The organism is Pseudomonas sp. NPDC089530, assembly GCF_050280705.1.
In the GTDB taxonomy this organism is placed as follows: Bacteria; Pseudomonadota; Gammaproteobacteria; order Pseudomonadales; family Pseudomonadaceae; genus Aquipseudomonas.
On sequence record NZ_JBNNVU010000026.1, the window covers coordinates 1 to 18,381 of the forward strand.

11 protein-coding genes and 2 pseudogenes are annotated in these 18,381 nt (G+C 65.8%); 9 read left to right on the forward strand and 4 right to left on the reverse strand.

Annotated features, from left to right (window positions below):
- A pseudogene (locus ACQKQA_RS12660) lies at nucleotides 1-87 on the forward strand (hypothetical protein); the annotation flags it as partial.
- On the opposite strand, the pseudogene ACQKQA_RS12665 reads toward ACQKQA_RS12660, so the two are convergent.
- Nucleotides 71-1,483, reverse strand: a pseudogene (locus ACQKQA_RS12665) (methyl-accepting chemotaxis protein); the annotation flags it as partial. The pseudogenes ACQKQA_RS12660 and ACQKQA_RS12665 sit on opposite strands and share 17 nt — an antisense overlap.
- Before the next feature lie 51 nt (nucleotides 1,484-1,534).
- On the reverse strand, nucleotides 1,535-3,199 hold the full coding sequence (gene gcbA / locus ACQKQA_RS12670; RefSeq protein WP_427557530.1) for a diguanylate cyclase GcbA: 1,665 nt from the start codon (nucleotides 3,197-3,199) through the stop codon (nucleotides 1,535-1,537).
- 293 nt (nucleotides 3,200-3,492) lie between these two features.
- On the opposite strand from gcbA, the gene ACQKQA_RS12675 reads away from it, so the two are divergent.
- The 4 genes from ACQKQA_RS12675 (at nucleotide 3,493) to speA (ending at nucleotide 7,812) form a co-directional block, all read left to right on the forward strand.
- Complete coding sequence (locus ACQKQA_RS12675; RefSeq protein WP_427557533.1) at nucleotides 3,493-4,560, forward strand: DUF2333 family protein; 1,068 nt, start codon at nucleotides 3,493-3,495, stop codon at nucleotides 4,558-4,560.
- Nucleotides 4,561-4,563: 3 nt separating this feature from the next.
- Nucleotides 4,564-5,100 carry an NUDIX hydrolase gene (locus tag ACQKQA_RS12680; RefSeq protein ID WP_427557536.1) on the forward strand — a complete coding sequence of 179 codons (537 nt, stop codon included), beginning with the start codon at nucleotides 4,564-4,566 and terminating at the stop codon, nucleotides 5,098-5,100.
- Nucleotides 5,101-5,304: 204 nt separating this feature from the next.
- The gene (locus ACQKQA_RS12685) at nucleotides 5,305-5,676 is read left to right on the forward strand and encodes a translation initiation factor Sui1 (protein WP_015634001.1); all 372 of its coding nucleotides are present in this window, start codon (nucleotides 5,305-5,307) and stop codon (nucleotides 5,674-5,676) included.
- A 222-nt stretch (nucleotides 5,677-5,898) separates the two neighbouring features.
- On the forward strand, nucleotides 5,899-7,812 hold the full coding sequence (speA, locus tag ACQKQA_RS12690; RefSeq protein WP_427557540.1) for an arginine decarboxylase: 1,914 nt from the start codon (nucleotides 5,899-5,901) through the stop codon (nucleotides 7,810-7,812).
- Nucleotides 7,813-7,872: 60 nt separating this feature from the next.
- Here speA and ACQKQA_RS12695 read toward each other — a convergent pair whose 3' ends face one another.
- The gene (locus ACQKQA_RS12695; RefSeq protein WP_427557542.1) at nucleotides 7,873-9,219 is read right to left on the reverse strand and encodes an MATE family efflux transporter; all 1,347 of its coding nucleotides are present in this window, start codon (nucleotides 9,217-9,219) and stop codon (nucleotides 7,873-7,875) included.
- A gap of 292 nt (nucleotides 9,220-9,511) precedes the next feature.
- Here ACQKQA_RS12695 and ACQKQA_RS12700 point away from each other — a divergent pair, with 292 nt between their 5' ends.
- The gene (locus ACQKQA_RS12700) at nucleotides 9,512-14,416 is read left to right on the forward strand and encodes an alpha-2-macroglobulin family protein (protein WP_427557545.1); all 4,905 of its coding nucleotides are present in this window, start codon (nucleotides 9,512-9,514) and stop codon (nucleotides 14,414-14,416) included.
- Between the two features lie 78 nt (nucleotides 14,417-14,494).
- Here ACQKQA_RS12700 and ACQKQA_RS12705 read toward each other — a convergent pair whose 3' ends face one another.
- The gene (locus ACQKQA_RS12705) at nucleotides 14,495-14,788 is read right to left on the reverse strand and encodes a hypothetical protein (RefSeq protein ID WP_427557547.1); all 294 of its coding nucleotides are present in this window, start codon (nucleotides 14,786-14,788) and stop codon (nucleotides 14,495-14,497) included.
- 153 nt (nucleotides 14,789-14,941) lie between these two features.
- Here ACQKQA_RS12705 and pbpC point away from each other — a divergent pair, with 153 nt between their 5' ends.
- From pbpC to ACQKQA_RS12720, 3 genes are all read left to right on the forward strand, one after another.
- Entirely contained in the window at nucleotides 14,942-17,248 is a 2,307-nt protein-coding gene (gene pbpC, locus ACQKQA_RS12710; RefSeq protein WP_427557660.1) for a peptidoglycan glycosyltransferase PbpC, read from the forward strand.
- A gap of 76 nt (nucleotides 17,249-17,324) precedes the next feature.
- The gene (locus ACQKQA_RS12715) at nucleotides 17,325-17,627 is read left to right on the forward strand and encodes a MazG-like family protein (protein WP_427557550.1); all 303 of its coding nucleotides are present in this window, start codon (nucleotides 17,325-17,327) and stop codon (nucleotides 17,625-17,627) included.
- Nucleotides 17,627-18,376 (forward strand): methyltransferase domain-containing protein, encoded by a 750-nt coding sequence (locus ACQKQA_RS12720; RefSeq protein ID WP_427557553.1) that lies wholly within the window; start codon nucleotides 17,627-17,629, stop codon nucleotides 18,374-18,376. Before ACQKQA_RS12715 ends, ACQKQA_RS12720 begins: the two co-directional genes overlap by 1 nt.
- Nucleotides 18,377-18,381 lie beyond the last annotated feature (5 nt).

The following is an 18,381-nucleotide window of genomic DNA, read 5'->3' on the forward strand; positions in this document are numbered from 1 at the left end:
CCACGTGTTGTTGACGTGAACAAGATGGACCGTGCTGGTGCTAACTTCCTGCGTGTTGTCGGTCAGATCAAGAATTGCCCTGTACCTCGCCGACCAGGGCATGCAGCCCGGTCAGGCTCAGGCCGATGACTTTTTGCCCTTGCTCCACGGCCATGCCGGCGCTGCGGCTGGCGTGGGCGGCCTGGCTGGCATCGCCGGCGACCTGCTGGATGGTCGCTTCCAGCTCGCCCAGGGCGTCGCGGATCTGGGCTGTATCGCCCGCCTGGCGCTCGGCGCCGCCGTGCAGGCCGCTGCTCAGTTCCGCCAGGGTACGGCTGCTGCCGGCGACCTGTTCGGCGTTCTGCCGGATGGTGCCCACCAGGTCCACCAGATAGGCGCGCAGGCGGTTCAGGGACTCTTCGATGTCATGCAGTTCGCGGTTGGTCCGGCCCAGCTGGATGTCGCGGCTGAAGTCGCCTTCGGCCCAGGTCGAGAGGGCCGGCGCCAGGTTGGTCAGGACCCGCGTCAGTCGGCGTTGCAAGGTGTCGATGACCAGGGCGATCAGCAGGATCAGGCCGATCATCAGGCCTTGCATCAGCCGCACTTCGCTCTGGATCTGCCCGTGCTGGGCGCGCACGGCCGGTTCCAGCTCGGCGATGGCCTGCTGCACGGCGGTGATCTTCAGGTGGGTAGCGGCGCTGAGGTCGGTACGTTTCTGGATCAGCTCGCGGGTACGGTCCAGCTCGGCGGGGTAGCGGCCGAGCAGGCTGTTGAGTTCGCGCTTGAAACCGATGCCGGCGTCTTCGGCGGTGGCCTGGCCGCTGTTCTCCAGGCCCATCATGGCGGCGAAGTCATCGGTGTTCGACGCGTTGCTGGCCGCGACCCCCAGCAGCGGCAGCGCCTCCAGTTGTTCGGCCTGGGCGCGCATGTTGCTCACTTCCCGTTCGACATCGGCGGCCAGTTCGCTGCGGCCGCTGCTGACCAGCTTGTCGCGGGCCAGGGACAACTTGCCCAGGTGCTGGGAGGCGCTCAGCAGCAGTGGCAGATAGGCCGCGGCCTGCGGGTTGCCGGCGGCGCCGCTGGCGTATTGGCTCAATTGTTCAAGGCTGGCCCCCAGCTCACGCTCGGCTTGCAGCAGCAACGCTTGCGGATCGCCGGCCAGCTTGCCGGCGGCCAGCAGGTCGGTCTTGCTGAATTCGGCCAGGGTCGACAGGCTCGGGCGCAGGCTTTGGGCAAGCTCGGCAGGAAATTCGCCGAGTTGGACCTGCTGGGTTTTGATGGCCTGGCTGGCGCTGCTCAGGCGCAGGGCGTCGCCGCTGGCCAGGTAGTCCTCGATATTGCGCGCCACCTGGTTCTGGAACTGCTGGGACAAACCCAGGTAACGCTCCATCAATAGATAGGGGCGTTCGAGGGCGCGTTGCGACCACCAGAGCGTCGCCCCCAGGGCCAGGCACACGGCAACTAATAGCAGGGTATTGAGATTGGTCAGCAGCTTCAGGCGCATCGCGTCTACCAACGACTTGAATGGTAAGCGCCTGAATTTATTGCGTTTGTATTACAAGGTTATGACCGAATCGGTGGAATCCGATGAAAAAGTGGCGCTTTGATGGCGCGCCGCCTGGACGCGGTTGCGACCGCTGTCCTTGGCGCGGTAGAGCGCTTCGTCGGCCTGGCTGGCCATCATCAGGCTGTCGGAATCTTCCTGCAGTTCCACCACCCCGGCGCTGAAGGTGCACCACAGGTCCTGGGGCTGGGCCGGGTAGTGGATTTCGGCGAACCGCTGGCGGATTTCGTCCAGCACCTTGCAGGCCGCTTCCAGGTCGGTGTCCGGCATGACGATGGCGAACTCCTCGCCGCCGTAGCGGCCGATGAAGTCGGTCTTGCGCAGGCGCTGCTTGAGGAACAGCGCCAGGCTCTTGATCACCCGGTCGCCCATGGGGTGGCCGTGGCTGTCGTTGACCCGCTTGAAGTGGTCGATATCGAGCATGGCGAAGCTCAGCGGCTTGTTCTCGCGGCGCGCGCGGAAGCTGCAGTCTTCGAGCAGTTGCAGGATATGGGTGTGGTTGTACAGCCCGGTCAGGCTGTCACGGACCATGCGCGCCTTGAGGTTGCGCGCGCGGGCGGCGCGGTTGCGCACGGTGGTGATCAGGTGGCGCGGCTTGATCGGCTTGGTCAGGAAGTCGTCGCCGCCTTCGCTCATGGCGTCCAGCTGCTTGTCCAGGTCGTCTTCGGCCGACAGGTAGATGATCGGCACGCTGACATAGCGGTCGTTATGGCGGATCACCTTGGCCAGTTCGGTGCCGGTGCAGGCCGGCATGTACATGTCGAGGATGATCAGGTCCGGCTGGAAGTCGGCCAGCTCGGCCATGGCCTGGATCGGCTCGATCAGGGTCCGGGTGATGATTCCGGCGCTGTTGAGCAGGCGCTCGGTGTGCAGGGCCTGGGCACGGGAGTCATCGATGATCAGCACTTTATAAGGTTCGTACTGGGCGACGCAGGTCAGGATCTCGATTTTCTCCAGCAGGCTGGAGGCCTCCAGCGTACCGGTGAGGAACTCCTGGCCGCCGGCGCGTACGGCGGCCAGGCGGGTTGGGGTGTCGGTTTCGTGGAGGCTGAAGAACAGCAGGGGTAGCTTCTGCTCCAGGCCTTCCTGGGCTTCGGCGGCCAGTTGCAGGCCCATGCCGTTGCCGCAGAAGTCGACGTCGATGACGATCGCCGCGGGCAGGCGCTCGACCATCGAGGAGCGGAACGCGGCAATGCTGTCCAGGGACTGGGCGCTGAGGCCGAAGAATTCCAGCTGCTTGGCCAGGCGCTCGGCGCGGTCGTGGTCCTGCAGCATCACGTAGATCGGTTTGCGCAACGGCGGCAGGAAGGTCTGTTCCAACTGGTCGCCGTGACGCAGGCCGGTGCGCGACAGGCGTTGCATCAGGCGGTTGAGGTCGGTGATCAGGCTGCTGCTCAGGCGTCCGCGGTTGGCGTCCACGGCGGTCAGCGAGTCGCTGATGCTGCGGGCCAGCTGGGTGTGTTCGGGCTGCTCGAAGCGTTCGGCGAAGCGCAGGAGGCGCAGGTTGGCCTCGCTGAGTTCGGACATGTCGGCGGTCGACCATTCGCTGCGCTGCAGGCGCTGCCATATCTCGAGGATCTGACGCGCCTGGTGAATTACCCGCTGGGCAAAGTGGTGCTTGAGGCGCTCACGGCTGGGGTCTTCTGGCTCGGTCATATCCTGACTACTAGTTAGGGTGCATGCTGAGATCGACTGGTGGCTCTATGCTAGCACCTCTTATGAAATCTACGAGTGTCGTACGTCAACAATCTGCAAAGCGACCTTATTCAGTTCCCGACCGACTGGTCGCATAGGTTCTGGACTGTGCTTCATTTATAGTGGCCGCTCGATATGCGCCTTGGCAGGTGGCGCCTTGTGCGGCGGATGGTCTTTAATCCGCCGGGTCCGAGGCACGATGGCGCAAGGTCGTGGTCGAACCGATGAACCCAAGTGATTGAAAGGATATAGCCATGCTGGACTGGAAGAACCGCGCAGGCAGTGCGCCGGAGCGAGCTGCCGAACCCAAGTCGGCGACACGCAGTTACTTTGGTGGCCTGTTGTTCAGCCGCGCCCTGGGTACCTTGCTGGGCTTGTACCTGCTGGTGACCGGCGCCCTGGGGTGGTACTGGAGCCAGGAGCCGGCGCTGTTCCCGGTCCAGCAAAGCGCGCAGATCGCCGCCGAGAAGGAAGGCAAGCAGATGGTCGTGGGCTACACCACGGTGGAAACCCTCAAGACCGTGGCCGGCACCCTGCTGAACAAGCCGGGTGGCTATATCTCCAACGACCGTTTCCCGCCGGGCCTGTGGATGGACAACATGCCGAGCTGGGAATACGGCGTGCTGGTCCAGGTCCGCGACCTGACCCGCGCCCTGCGCAAGGACTTCGCCCGTTCCCAGTCGCAGTCCGCCGAGGACGCCGACCTGGCCAAGGCCGAGCCGCGCTTCAACTTCGACAACAAGAGCTGGGTGTTGCCGTCCAGCGAGTCCGAATACCAGGAAGGCATCAACTCCCTGAGCCGCTACCAGGCGCGCCTGTCCGGCCCGGATCAGAAGAACGCGCTGTTCTATGCCCGTGCCGACAACCTGAACAACTGGCTGGGTGACGTCGGTACCCGCCTGGGTTCGTTGTCCCAGCGCCTGTCGGCCAGTGTCGGCCGGGTCAAGCTCAATACCGCGCTGAAAACCGAAGCCCCGGCACCGGGCCAGTCGCCACAGGTCGACGAAGAGGTGGTGGAAACCCCTTGGATGCAGATCGACAACGTGTTCTACGAAGCCCGCGGCCAGGCCTGGGCCCTGTCGCACCTGCTGCGTGCCATCGAAGTCGACTTCGCCGACGTGCTGGCGAAGAAGAACGCCACGGTCAGCGTGCGCCAGATCATCCGTGAGCTGGAGGCGTCCCAGGAAACGTTGTGGAGCCCGATGATTCTCAACGGCAGCGGCTTTGGCGTGCTGGCCAACCACTCGCTGGTCATGGCCAACTATATTTCCCGGGCCAACGCGGCTGTCATCGATTTGCGTCAGCTGCTCAATCAGGGTTGAGTCATGGTGGTCACTTCCAATGAGGCGGCGCATCGCGCCGCCTCCGATGCCGAACAAGTCGCCTGGGTCGATGGCGAAGACCAGTTGCTGGGCTCGCTGGCGCGCTCGGAGTTGCGCGAACGCGGCCTGATCGGGCGCGGTACCTACATCCTGCTGTTCAATTCCGCCGGCGAGCTGTGCGTGCATCGGCGCACCCTGAGCAAGGCCATCTACCCCGGTTACTGGGATGTGGCCGCGGGCGGCATGGTGCAGGCCGTCGAAACCTATGCCGAGTCGGCGGCCCGGGAGCTGGAGGAAGAACTGGGAGTGAGCGGCGTGGAACTGACCGCTCATGACCACTTCTTTTTCGAGGACACCGACAACCGCCTCTGGTGCTCAGCCTTTTCCGCGGTCTGGGACGGCCCCCTGCGTTTGCAGCCCGAAGAGGTGCTGGAAGCGCGCTTTATCCCGATCGACGAAGTGATGCGGGAAATCACCGAAAAGCCCTATTGCCCGGACTCCCTGGCGGCCTTGCAGCGCTATCTGGCCCGGCGTTGTTAAAGTTGTGTAAATTGGCGCGTTTTGGCTCTTAGCAAGTCGGCTTTTTGCCGTTACACTGCGCGACCTTTTCAAGCTGAGCCGGCATGCTTCTTATATAGAGGAGCGGTCGGCCCAGTAGCGCTGCCCCTGCCTGAGTGGGGCTTCGCGGTCGATGGCACAGGCCATGTGCTTCGACCAGTCTTTGTCCTCCCAAGAGGATTGCCGGTGGCCAAAAAAGCCGCATCCTTCGCCGCCCTTGGTGGCCTGGTATTTTCCACCGACGCAGGTCGACATTGCCCGGACTGTAGCCAGCCGGTGGCAGCCTGCATCTGCAAACAAACCGTTATCCCGGCCGGCGACGGCATCGCTCGCGTGCGTCGCGAAAGCAAGGGGCGTGGCGGCAAGACGGTGACCACCATCACCGGCGTGCCCCTGGCCGAGGACGCACTCAAGGAGCTGGCCACCACGTTGAAGAAACGTTGTGGTACAGGTGGCGCGCTGAAAGACGGCGTCATCGAGATCCAGGGCGACCATGTCGAGCTACTCTTGGCGGAACTGGTCAAACACGGCTTCAAGGCGAAGAAATCCGGCGGCTAGCAGCCTCTGTGAAAACCACCCCGACTCGATGCAGCCCTGGACCGATCCGGGTTTGCCGTCGTCTTCATGGTTTTCACAGAGCCTGTTCATGACCGGTTTCTAAACTCAGCGTTGCAAACGAGGTCTACCCCCTCGTTGCAGGCTAATCGTCATTTTCATTCTTTAGACTGCGCCAGCCCCGGACCGGGGTGGCGCTCTATGACTTCTTTATAGGGGACTTCGATGTCCGTACGACGCACACGCAAAGACGATGGCAGCCAATGGACAGTTGCGGACAGCCGCAGTGTTTATGGGATTCGCCATTGGGGGGCCGGATATTTCGCGATCAATGACGCCGGTCGCGTCGAAGTTCGTCCGAACGGCCCGAACAGTTCGCCTATCGACCTGTATGAACAGGTCGAGGAGCTGCGCAAGAGCGGCTTGTCCCTGCCGCTGCTGGTGCGCTTCCCGGATATCCTGCAGGACCGCGTGCGCCAGCTGACCGGTGCCTTCGACGCCAACATCGAGCGCCTGGAGTACCAGAGCAAGTACACCGCCCTGTACCCGATCAAGGTCAACCAGCAGGAAGCGGTGATCGAGAACATCATCGCCACCCAGAACGTTTCCATCGGCCTGGAAGCCGGCTCCAAGCCCGAGCTGCTGGCGGTGCTGGCCCTGGCGCCGAAAGGCGGCACCATCGTCTGCAACGGCTACAAGGACCGTGAGTTCATCCGCCTGGCGCTGATGGGCCAGAAACTCGGCCACAACGTGTTCATCGTGATCGAGAAGGAATCCGAAGTCGGCCTGGTGATCGAAGAAGCCGCCTCGCTCAAGGTCAAGCCGCAGGTCGGCCTGCGCGTGCGCTTGTCGTCCCTGGCCTCGAGCAAGTGGGCCGACACCGGCGGCGAGAAGTCCAAGTTCGGCCTGTCGGCGGCGCAGCTGCTGTCGGTGGTCGAGCGTTTCCGCGCCGCCGGCCTGGACCAGGGCATCCGCCTGCTGCACTTCCACATGGGCTCGCAGATCGCCAACCTGGCGGACTACCAGCACGGCTTCAAGGAAGCGATCCGCTACTACGGCGAGCTGCGCAGCCTCGGCCTGCCGGTGGATCACATCGACGTCGGCGGCGGCCTGGGCGTGGACTACGACGGCACCCACTCGCGCAACGCCAGTTCGATCAACTACGACATGGACGACTACGCCGGCGTGGTGGTCGGCATGCTCAAGGAGTTCTGCGATGCCCAGAGCCTGCCGCATCCGCACATCTTCTCCGAGAGCGGCCGCTCGCTGACCGCGCACCACGCCATGCTGGTGATCCAGGTGACCGACGTCGAGAAACACAACGACGACGTGCCGCTGATCGAGAACAAGGAAAGCCTGCCGGAAACCGTGCAATGGCTGGTGGACCTGCTGGGCCCGACCGATATCGAGATGGTCACCGAAACCTACTGGCGCGCCACCCACTACATGAGCGACGTGGCCGCCCAGTACGCCGACGGCAAGCTGACCCTGGCGGAAAAAGCCCTGGCCGAGCAGTGCTACTTCGCCGTGTGCCGCCGCCTGCACAACTCGCTGAAGGCGCGCCAGCGCTCGCATCGCCAGGTGCTGGACGAACTCAACGACAAGCTGGCCGACAAGTACATCTGCAACTTCTCGGTGTTCCAGAGCCTGCCGGACACCTGGGCCATCGGCCAGGTCCTGCCGATCATCCCGCTGCATCGCCTGGACGAAGAACCGCTGCGCCGCGCCGTGCTGCAAGACCTGACCTGCGACTCCGACGGCAAGATCAAGCAGTACGTCGATGAGCAGAGCATCGAGACCAGCCTGCCGGTGCACGCGCTGAAAGAGGGTGAGGACTATCTGCTGGGCGTGTTCCTGGTCGGTGCCTACCAGGAAATCCTCGGCGACATGCACAACCTGTTCGGCGATACCGATTCGGTGAACATCTACCAGAACCCGAACGGCACCGTGTACCACGCCGGGATCGAGACCCACGACACCATCGAAGACATGCTGCGCTACGTGCACCTGTCGCCGGAAGAGCTGATGACCCACTACCGCGACAAAGTGGCTGGCGCGAAGATCTCCGCCAACGAGCGTACTCAGTTCCTCGACGCCCTGCGTCTGGGCCTGACCCGTTCGTCGTACCTGTCTTCCTGAGGCTCGTAACGCTCGAAAAAAAACCACCGCTTGCGGTGGTTTTTTTATGCCCGCAAAGGCTCAGCCCGCTGGGGCGAACCAGCCGTCGTGGCGGCGCAGCCCCAGGGCGAAGGCCAGCAGGGTCAGGCTGCGCACCAGCATGAACAGCAGGAAGGCCAGCCACAGGCCGTGGTTGCCCAGGCCCTGCAAGGCCCAGGCGCAAGGCAGCACGATCAGCACGCTGAGCAGCATGCCGTTGCGCATTTCCCGGGCGCGGGTGGCGCCGATGAACAGGCCGTCCAGCAGGTAGCTCCAGACCGCGATCAGCGGCAGGGCGGCGAGGTAGGGCAGGTAGGCGAACGCGGTCTGCCGTACTTCGGCGATGTCGGTCTGCATCTCGATGAACAGGTGCCCGGCGCAGAGGAACAGCCCGGCAAAGCCAAGGCTGGCCAGCAGCGACCAGCCACCGGCCACCACCAGCGAGCGGCGCAGGGCCAGGCGATCGCGGGCGCCGATGGCGTGGCCGCACAGGGCTTCCACCGCGTGGGCCAGGCCGTCCAGGGCATGGGCGGTCAGCAGCAGGCCATTGAGCAGCAGCGCGTTGGCGGCCACGGTCGCGTCCCCCAGGCGCGCGCCTTGCACGGTGATCAGGAAGAACACCGATTGCAGGGCCAGGCTGCGGATGAAGATATCCCGGTTGACCGCTAGCAGTGGGCGCCAGCTGGCCCAGCGCTGCAACGCGGCCCAGGCGATCCGCCCCGGATAGGCGCGCAGGGCCGGGCGGGTCATGGCCAGGCCGATCAGTGCGCCGGTCCATTCGGCGATCACCGAGGCCCGGGCCGAGCCGGCCACGCCCCATTCCAGGCCCAGCACGAACCACAGGTTGAGGGCGATATTGATCAGGTTGGTACTCAGCAGGATCGCCAATGGCGCCCGGGCGTTCTGGGTGCCGAGGAACCAGCCGACCAGGGCCATGCTGGCCAGTGCTGCCGGCAGCCCGAGCAGGCGGGTGTGGAAAAAGGTCCGGGTCATCTCGTTCAGTTCGGCCGACGGCTGCATCAGCTGCAAGGCCATGCCGCTCAAGGGCACGCCCAGGGCGCCCAGCAGCAGGGCCAGCCCCATGGCCAGCATCAGGCCCTGGGCGAGGATCTGCCGCAGCGCCGCGCCGTCGGCACGCCCGGCGGCCTGGGCGGCGAAGCCGGTGGCGCCCATGCGCAGGAAACCCATGGCCCAGGCCAGGACGGTATAGAGGCTGGCGCCCACCGCCACCGCGCCGAGCTGATGGGCGTGGGGCAGATGGCCGATGACGGTGCTGTCGACCAGCGCCACCAGCGGTACGGAAATATTGGAAAGAATCATCGGCGCGGCCAGCGCCCAGACCCGGGTGTGGGTCGGACGATGACGCCAGGCACAAATCAGGCTGGACATGCAGGCTCCTTGCGAGAGCCGGCATTGTAGCCGCTTGCCTGCCCGGTCAGGTGAACACGAACGTGGAGGCGCGAAGCTTGCTCGCGATCAGCCGCAAAGCGGCGCTCTCAAATTCGCGCAACAGCCGCAAGAGGATGGTGACAGGGCCGGCGCCTATCGCGAGCAAGCCTCGCTCCTACGGGGGCGGTAGCGTTTCTGCATTTTTCGTCGAGCAAAGTGTGCGATTCCACCGCCGGCCGTGTGGCGGTGAGATATAGTTCAACCCTTCGATAGTCCTGCCCATGAGTGCCCCATGCTTAACAAAGGATTGTTCCTTGCCTGTGCGCTGGCCTTGCTCAGCGCTTGCGATTCGTCGACTTCCGACAAGGCGACGACCACCCCGCCCCCGACAGCGGCGGTGTCCGCGGCCAAGGCCCGGCCCGTGCAGGATGTCGCTGCCCTCAAGCAGCGCTACGCCGGCCGCGAGTTGAGCGTGGTGGACGTGTCCGAGGTGCAACTCGACGGCGCCAGCACCCTGTCGGTGAGCTTCTCGGTGCCCCTGGACCCGCAGCAGAAGTTCGCCGACAAACTGCACCTGGTGGACAGCAAGAGCGGCAAGGTCGACGGCGCCTGGGAACTGTCGGACAACTTCATGGAACTGCGCCTGCGCCACCTGGAGCCGCAGCGCAAGCTGGTGCTGACCGTCGATGCCGGGCTGCGCGGGGTCAACGATCGGGCCCTGGCCGCCGAATACGTCAGCCGCCTGGAAACCCGCGACCTGCAGGCCACCGTCGGGTTCGCCAGCCGCGGCACCCTGCTGCCGACCCGCCTCGCCGAAGGCCTGCCGGTGATCGCCCTGAACGTCGACAAGATCGACGTCGAGTTCTTCCGCATCAAGCCCGAATCCCTGCCAATGTTCCTCGCCCAGTGGGGGCGCAACAACAGCCTGCACAGCTACGAATCCCGCGAACTGCTGCCGATGGCGGACCTGGTGTATGGCGGCCGCTTCGACCTCAACCCGGCACGCAATACCCGGGAAACCCTGCTGCTGCCGATCGCCGGGCTCAAGCCGCTGCAACAGGCGGGGGTGTACCTGGCGGTGATGCGCGCCTCGGGCACCTACAACTATTCGCAGCCGGCTACCCTGTTCACCCTCAGCGATATCGGCCTGTCGGTGCACCGTTACCAGAACCGCCTGGATGTCTTCACCCAGGCCCTGGAAGGCGGCAAGGCGCTGGACGGCGTCAGCCTCGAACTGCTGGACGGCGAGGGCCGCGTGCTGGGCCAGGGCAAGACCGAGAGCGGCGGCCACGCCGAGCTGCCGCTACCGAAGAAAGCCGAAGTGCTGCTGGCCCACCAGGGCGACCAGACCAGCCTGCTGCGCTTGAACGGTTCCGCGCTGGACCTGGCCGAATTCGATATCGGCGGCCGCCCGGCCCACCCGTTGCAGTTCTTCGTGTTCGGCCCCCGCGACCTGTATCGCCCCGGCGAAATCGTGCTGCTCAACGCGCTGCTGCGGGACAAGGACGGCAATGCGGTGAAGCCGCAGCCGGTGAGCGTGGAAGTGCGCCGGCCCGATGAACAGGTCAGCCGCAAGTTCGTCTGGGACGCCGATGCCTCGGGGCTCTATCAGTATCAGCTGCAACTGGCCGGCGAAGCGCCGACCGGGCGCTGGCAACTGGTGTTCGACCTGGGCGACGGCAAGCCGCAGCTGTACGAATTCCTGGTCGAAGACTTCCTCCCCGAGCGCCTGGCGCTGGAACTCAAGGGCAGCGACACGCCGCTCAAACCGGACGAGACCGTCGAGATCAGCGTCAACGGCCGTTACCTGTATGGCGCCCCGGCTTCCGGCAATCGCTTGAGCGGGCAGATCTACGTGCGGCCGCTGCGCGAGGCGGTCAAGGCCTTGCCGGGCTACCAGTTCGGCTCGGTCACCGAAGAAGAGCTGAGCCAGGACCTGGAGATGGAAGAGTCGACCCTGGACGCCAACGGCGAAGAGGTGATCGCCCTGGAAAGCAAATGGGCCGGGGCCCGTTCGCCGCTGCAACTGATTATCCAGGCCAGCCTGCAGGAGTCGGGCGGCCGTCCGATCACCCGGCGCCTGGTGCAGCCGGTGTGGCCGGCGGAGCGCCTGCCGGGTGTGCGCGCGCTGTTCGACGGCACGGAAACCGACGGCGATGGTCCGGCCGAATTCGAACTGCTGGTGGCCAACAGCGAAGGCCAGAAGCTGGCGGCGGACAACCTCAAGGTGCGCCTGGTGCGCGAGCGCCGCGACTACTACTGGAACTACTCGGACAACGACGGCTGGAGTTATCACTTCAACGAGAAATTCCTCACCCAGAGTGAAGAAAACCTGAGCATCAAGGCGGGCGCCACGGCCAAGATCAGCTTCCCGGTGGAGTGGGGCCCTTATCGCGTCGAGGTCGAAGACCCGCAGACCGGGCTGGTCAGCAGCCTGCGCTTCTGGGCCGGCTACCGTTCCCAAGACAACGCCGAAGGTGGCGCGGTGCGTCCCGACCAGGTCAAGCTGGCGCTGGACAAACCGCTGTACGGCGATGGCGACACGGCCAATGTCACCGTCACGCCGCCGGCTGCCGGCAAGGGTTATCTGCTGGTGGAGTCCAGCGACGGCCCGCTGTGGTGGGAGGAAATCGACGTACCGGCCGAAGGCAAGAGTTTCGCGGTCAAGCTCGATCCGAAATGGGCGCGGCATGACCTGTACGTCAGTGCCCTGGTGATCCGCCCGGGCGAACGCAAGGCCAACATCACCCCCAAACGTGCGGTGGGCGTGTTGCACCTGCCGCTGGACCGGACCCAGCGCAAGCTCGGCCTGACCCTGAGCGCGCCGGAAAAGATGCGTCCCAAGCAGCCGCTGAAGGTCAAGATCCAGGCGAAGAACGCCGATGGCAGCGTGCCGAAACAGGCCCATGTGCTGCTGGCGGCGGTGGACGTGGGCATTCTCAACATCACCGAATACCCGACCCCGGATCCGTACTCCAGCCTGTTCGGGCGCAAGGCCTATGGCGCCGACCAGTTGGATATCTACGGTCAGTTGATCGAAGCGGGCCAGGGCCGTCTGGCCAGCCTGGCCTTCGGTGGCGACGCTGCGCTGGCCAAGGGCGGCAAGCGCCCGGATACCAGCGTTACCATCGTTGCCCTGCAAAGCGCGCCGGTGACCCTCAACGAGCAGGGCGAAGGTGAAGTCAGCGTCGACATTCCCGACTTCAATGGCGAACTGCGGCTGATGGCCCAGGCCTGGACCGATGACCGCTACGGCATGGCCGAAGGCAAGACGGTGATCGCCGCGCCGCTGATCGCCGAACTGTCGGCGCCGCGCTTCCTCGCCGGTGGCGACCAGACGACCCTGGCGCTGGACCTGTCCAACCTCTCGGGCCAGGCGCAGAAACTCGATGTGCAACTGAGCGCCGAAGGCCAGCTGGAGTTGAGCAACGGGACCCGGCAGAGCGTGCAGCTGACCCAGGGCCAGCGCACCACCCTGCGCATTCCGGTGCGGGCGCTGGGCGGTTTCGGCCAGGGCAAGGTCAAGGTGCTGGTCAACGGCCTGGACCTGCCGGGGGAGAACCTGCCGCCGTTCAGCCGCGAATGGACCCTGGGCGTGCGTCCGGCTTACCCGGCGTTGCTCCGGCATTACCGCGCGGTGCTCAAGGATCAGCCGTGGAGCCTGCCGGAAGGCGAGCTGGCGGCCTTCGAACCGGCCGGGCGTGAAGCGCTGTTGAGCCTGTCGAGCCGGCCGCCGCTGAACCTCGGCGAGCAAATCCGCGCCCTCAAGGCTTACCCCTACGGCTGCCTGGAGCAGACCACCAGCGGCCTGTACCCGGCGCTGTACGCCGATGCCGTCAGCCTGAAACGCCTGGGCCTGGAAGGCGAGCCGGACAACGAGCGCAAGCGCAAGATCGAGCTGGGTATCGAGCGCCTCTTGGGCATGCAGCGCTACAACGGCAGCTTCGGCCTGTGGGGCGCGGACGGCGAAGAGGAATACTGGCTGACCGCCTATGTCACCGACTTCCTGTTGCGGGCCCGCGACCAGGGCTTCGCGGTGCCGGCCGATGCGCTGAAAAAGGCCAGCGAGCGCCTGCTGCGTTACCTGCAGGAGCGCAACCTGATCGAGGTCAACTACAGCGAAAACGCCGAGCACACGCGCTTTGCCGTGCAGGCCTACGCCGGATTGGTGCTGGCGCGCAGCCAACAGGCGCCCTTGGGCGCGTTGCGCAGCCTGTTCGAGCGCCGTACCGATGCGCGCTCCGGCCTGCCGCTGGTGCAGTTGGCCATCGCCCTGCAGAAAATGGGCGACCAGCCACGGGCCGAGCAGGCCTTGATCACCGGCCTCGCCGCTTCGCGCAGCAGCAAGGACTGGCTGGCCGACTACGGCAGCCCGCTACGGGACCAGGCGCTGATCCTGGCGCTGCTGGAAGAGAACGACCTGGCCAAGGGCAAGCGCGAGGAGCGGCTGTTCGAGCTGTCCGATCAACTGGCGGCCAGCCCGTACCTGTCGACCCAGGAGCGCAACTCGCTGTTCCTCGCCGGTCGCGGCCTGCTGGGCAAGCCGGAGGCCAACTGGAGCGCGCTACTGAACAGTGGCACTGAAAGTCGCGAGTTGAACAACGCGCAGCCGGGGCTGAAGCTGGAAGGTGCGTTGCTGGCATCGCCCTTGTCGGTGAGCAATCACGGCAGCGAGCCGGTGTACCAGCAATTGACCATTTCCGGTTATCCACAGCATGCGCCGCCGGCGGGGGGCGAGAACCTGAGCATTCGTCGCGAATACCTGGGGCTGAACGGCCGGCCGCTGGACCTGCGGGCCCTGGACAGCGGCGACCTGGTGCTGGTGCACCTGGCGGTCAGCGCCAAGCAGCGGGTGCCGGATGCCCTGGTGGTGGACTTGCTGCCGGCCGGCCTGGAACTGGAGAACCAGAACCTGGCGCAAAGCGCCGCCAGCCTGGAAAACGCCAGCAGCCAGGTCAAGGAGTGGCGCGAGTCGATGCAGAACGCCAGCCTCAAGCACCAGGAATTCCGCGATGACCGTTATGTGGCGGCGCTGAACCTGGACGGCTACGACGGCGTCACGCACCTGCTGTATCTGGCCCGCGCGGTCACGCCCGGCACCTATCGCGTGCCGCCGCCGCAAGTGGAGTCGATGTATCGGCCGAACTGGCAGGCGGTGGGTGAAACCGTGCCGGAGATGGTGATCAAGGGACGTTGAAGGGATATTGCGACAAGCTCGCTCCACCTGTAGGAGCGAGCCTGCTCGCGATACAACCGCGCAGCGGTCGTCAATCGATCAGTGCACCACCCAGCTGAGCAGCCACAACCCCAGCAGCAACCAGATGATGCCCATGACGATCGAGGCGCGCATGAAGGCGCGGACCGCCGAGTACAGCAGCATCAACCCGACGATCAGGGTGAGGATGCTGATGATCGAGGTGTCCATGCCCAGCGCCCGGGACAAGCCATCGACAAAGTTGCCGCCGGCGTTGGTCAGGGCGTTGAACAGGCCGCTGAGACCATCGACGATAAACCGTATGACCGACCCCAGCGCCTGGCCGAGCCATTCAAAAAAGCCTTCTACCTGCATGCGTGCATCCTGATGAAAAAGTGGGCGTACTGGCCGGACCTGAGCCTTGGGCCATGGGTCGTGCTGGCGAGTTCCGTCCAAGCATAGAGGTTCGCGGGTTTGATTTTTCAATTAGTTGTATCGCGCCTGCGTCGTGGCCGGCGAATCCTGCGGATGGTCCTGGGCGGGTTGTTGCTGCTGTGGGCTGGCCTGTGGCTGGCCGACCGCCTCTGGCCGTTGCCACTGCCCAAGGACGACCTGGCGCGGGTGGTGCTGGCCGAGGACGGCACACCGCTGTGGCGTTTTGCCGATGCCAACGGCGTCTGGCGCTATCCGGTGCAGGTCGACGAAGTCTCGCCCTATTACCTGGACGCGCTTCTGACCTACGAAGACCGCTGGTTCTACAGCCATCCCGGGGTCAACCCGATGGCGCTGGCGCGGGCCGCCTGGCAGAACCTCACGGGCGGCCGGGTATTGTCCGGCGGCAGCACCCTGTCGATGCAGGTGGCGCGCCTGCTCGATCCCCATTCGCGGACCTGGCACGGCAAGCTGCGCCAGCTGTGGCGCACCGCGCAGCTGGAATGGCACCTGAGCAAGCGGCAGATCCTCACGCTCTACCTCAACCGCGCGCCGTTCGGCGGCACCCTGCAAGGGGTGGCCGCGGCCAGTTGGGCGTACCTGGGCAAGTCGCCGCAGCACCTGACCCATGCCGAAGCCGCGTTGCTGGCGGTGCTGCCCCAGGCACCGAGCCGACTGCGGCCGGACCGCCATGCCGGGCGGGCCCAGGCGGCGCGGGACAAGGTGTTGCAGCGCCTGGCGCAGTTCCAGGTCTGGCCGCAATCGGCGGTGGACGAAGCCTTGCAGGAGCCCCTGTTGCTGGCGCCGCGGCTGGAACCGAGCCTGGCGCCCTTGCTCGCACGTCGGCTGAATCGCCCGGACAGTCCGCCGCTGATTCGCACCACCCTGGACGCCAACCTGCAACGGCGCCTGGAAGACCTGTTGCTGGGCTGGCGCGCGCGCCTGCCGGAGCACACTTCGGCGGCGATCCTGGTGGTCGAGGAACAGAACATGGCGGTGCGCGCCTACCTGGGTTCGGTGGACATCAACGACGCCCGGCGCTTCGGCCATGTGGACATGATCAGCGCCATGCGCTCGCCGGGTTCGACCCTCAAGCCCTTCCTGTATGGCATGGCGATGGACGCCGGGCTGATCCATTCCGAATCCCTGCTGCAGGACGTGCCGCGGCGTTATGGCGATTACCGCCCGGGCAACTTCTCCATGGGCTTCAGCGGCGCGGTGTCGGCCAGCACCGCCCTGGCCACTTCGCTGAACCTGCCGGCGGTGCAACTGCTGGAGGCCTACGGGCCGAAACGTTTTGCCGCCGAGATGCGTATCGGCGGCATGCCCCTGACCCTGCCGGCGCTGGCGGAGCCGAACCTGGCGCTGATTCTCGGCGGCGCCGGCAGCCGCCTGGAAGATCTGGTCAGCGGTTACAGCGCCTTCGCCCGCGGCGGCAAGAGCGCCAATATCCGTCTGCAACCGGACGACGAATTGCGCGAGCGGCCGCTGTTGTCCCCCGGCTCGGCCTGGATAGTGCGGCGCATCCTCAGCGGCCAGGCGCGCCCGGATCGCGACCCGCGGGCCGAGCTGGTGCAACGTCCGGTGCTGGCCTGGAAGACCGGCACCAGCTACGGCTTTCGCGACGCCTGGGCGATCGGGGTCGGGCCGCGCTACCTGATCGGCATCTGGATCGGCCGCCCGGACGGCACCCCGGTGCCGGGGCAGTTCGGCCTGGCCTCGGCGGCGCCGCTGATGCTGCAAGTGCACGACGTGCTGATCAACCGCGACAGCCAGCGCGGCATCAGCGCGCCGGTGCAGCCGGTGCCGATGAACGTCGGGGTGGCGGCGATCTGCTGGCCCCTGGGCCAGCCCATGAGCCGCAGCGATCCGAACTGCCGCCGCCAGCGTTTCGCCTGGACCCTGGACGGCACCACGCCGCCGACCTTGCAGGCGCAGGACCAGCCCCTGGGCGTCGGCCTGCTGGAAAAAGTCTGGGTCAATGCCAAGGGCCTGCGGGTCGACGCCAAGTGCCCGGGCGCACAGGCGCGGGATATCGCCCTGTGGCCGGCGCCGCTGGAACCCTGGCTGCCGCGGATCGAACGACGCGAAGCCCGGCTGCCGGCCAACGACCCGGAGTGCCCGGGCCCGGCGCTGGCGGCGGCCGCGCCCTTGTCCATCGTCGGCGTGCGCGACGGCGATCGCTTGCGCCGTCCGGCGGCCAGCCAGGAGCTGCTGCGGCTCAAGCTGTCGGCCCTGGGCGGCAGCGGCCGGCGCTGGTGGTTCGTCAACGGCGAGCCATTGGGCGATAGCGCCAACCAGGACAGCATCAACGCCAGCTTCGACCGGCCGGGGCCGTACCAGCTCAGTGTGCTGGACGAAGGCGGACAGACGGCGAGGGTCGAGTTCAGCGTCATCGATTGAGTCTGGCGCGGGGATGCAGCGACAGCTTGCCTTCACTCGCCATCCCCCCGAAGCTATACGCCTTCAGGAGACCCCGATGAACCTAGACGAACTGACCCAACGCCTGCACGCCATTCGCGACCGCAATGACTGGCGGCAATTCCACAGCCCGAAGAACCTTGCCATGGCCGCCAGCGTGGAGATGGCCGAGCTGGTGGAAATCTTCCAGTGGTTGAGCGAAGACCAGTCGCGGCAACTGCCGGCGGACCAGCTGGCCCACGCCGGCCAGGAGGTCGGTGACATCGTGCTGTACCTGTTGCTGCTGTGCAGCGAACTGGGCCTGGACATGGAGCAGGTGGTGCGCAGCAAGCTGGCCGACAGCGAACGGCGGTTCAGCTGATGAGCGACCGTCATTTCGACCAGTTGGCGACCCGCTTTGCGGAAAAGATCTACGGCGGCGCCAAGGGCGCGATCCGCCTGGCGGTGCTCCAGGCCGACCTGGCCGAAACCCTGCCGGACCGGCCGCTGCGGGTGCTGGATATCGGCGCCGGGCTGGGGCACATGTCGTTGTGGCTGGCCCAGCGCGGCCACCAGGTGACCCTGGCCGAGCCGGCCGCACCCATGCTCGAAGGCGCGCGCCAGCGCTTCGCCGAGGCCGGGCAGGACGCGACCTTTATCCAGGCGCCCTGGCAGGACCTGCTGGGCCAGCTCACCGAACCTTACGACCTGGTGCTGTGCCACGCGGTGCTGGAATGGCTGGCCGAACCCCACGCAATCCTGCCGGTGCTGCATCAGTTGACCCGTCAGGACGGCTGGCTGTCGCTGGCGTTCTACAACCGCGATGCGCTGATCTATCGCAACCTGCTCAAGGGTCACTTCCGCAAGATGCGCAAGAACGACATGGCCGGCGAGAAGCAGAGCCTGACCCCGCAACAACCGCTCGATCCGCGGGAGCTGGCGGTGCAACTCGAAGGCTTGTGGCAGGTCGAAACACAGAGCGGGGTGCGGGTTTTCCACGACTATATGCCGGTGGAATTCCAGGCCCGCGCCGAGTTGCTGGATTTGCTGGAAATGGAGTTGGCCCATCGTCGTCACCCAAGCTTTGCCGGGCTTGGGCGTTACCTGCACTGGATTTGCCGTCCGGTCTGAGCGGA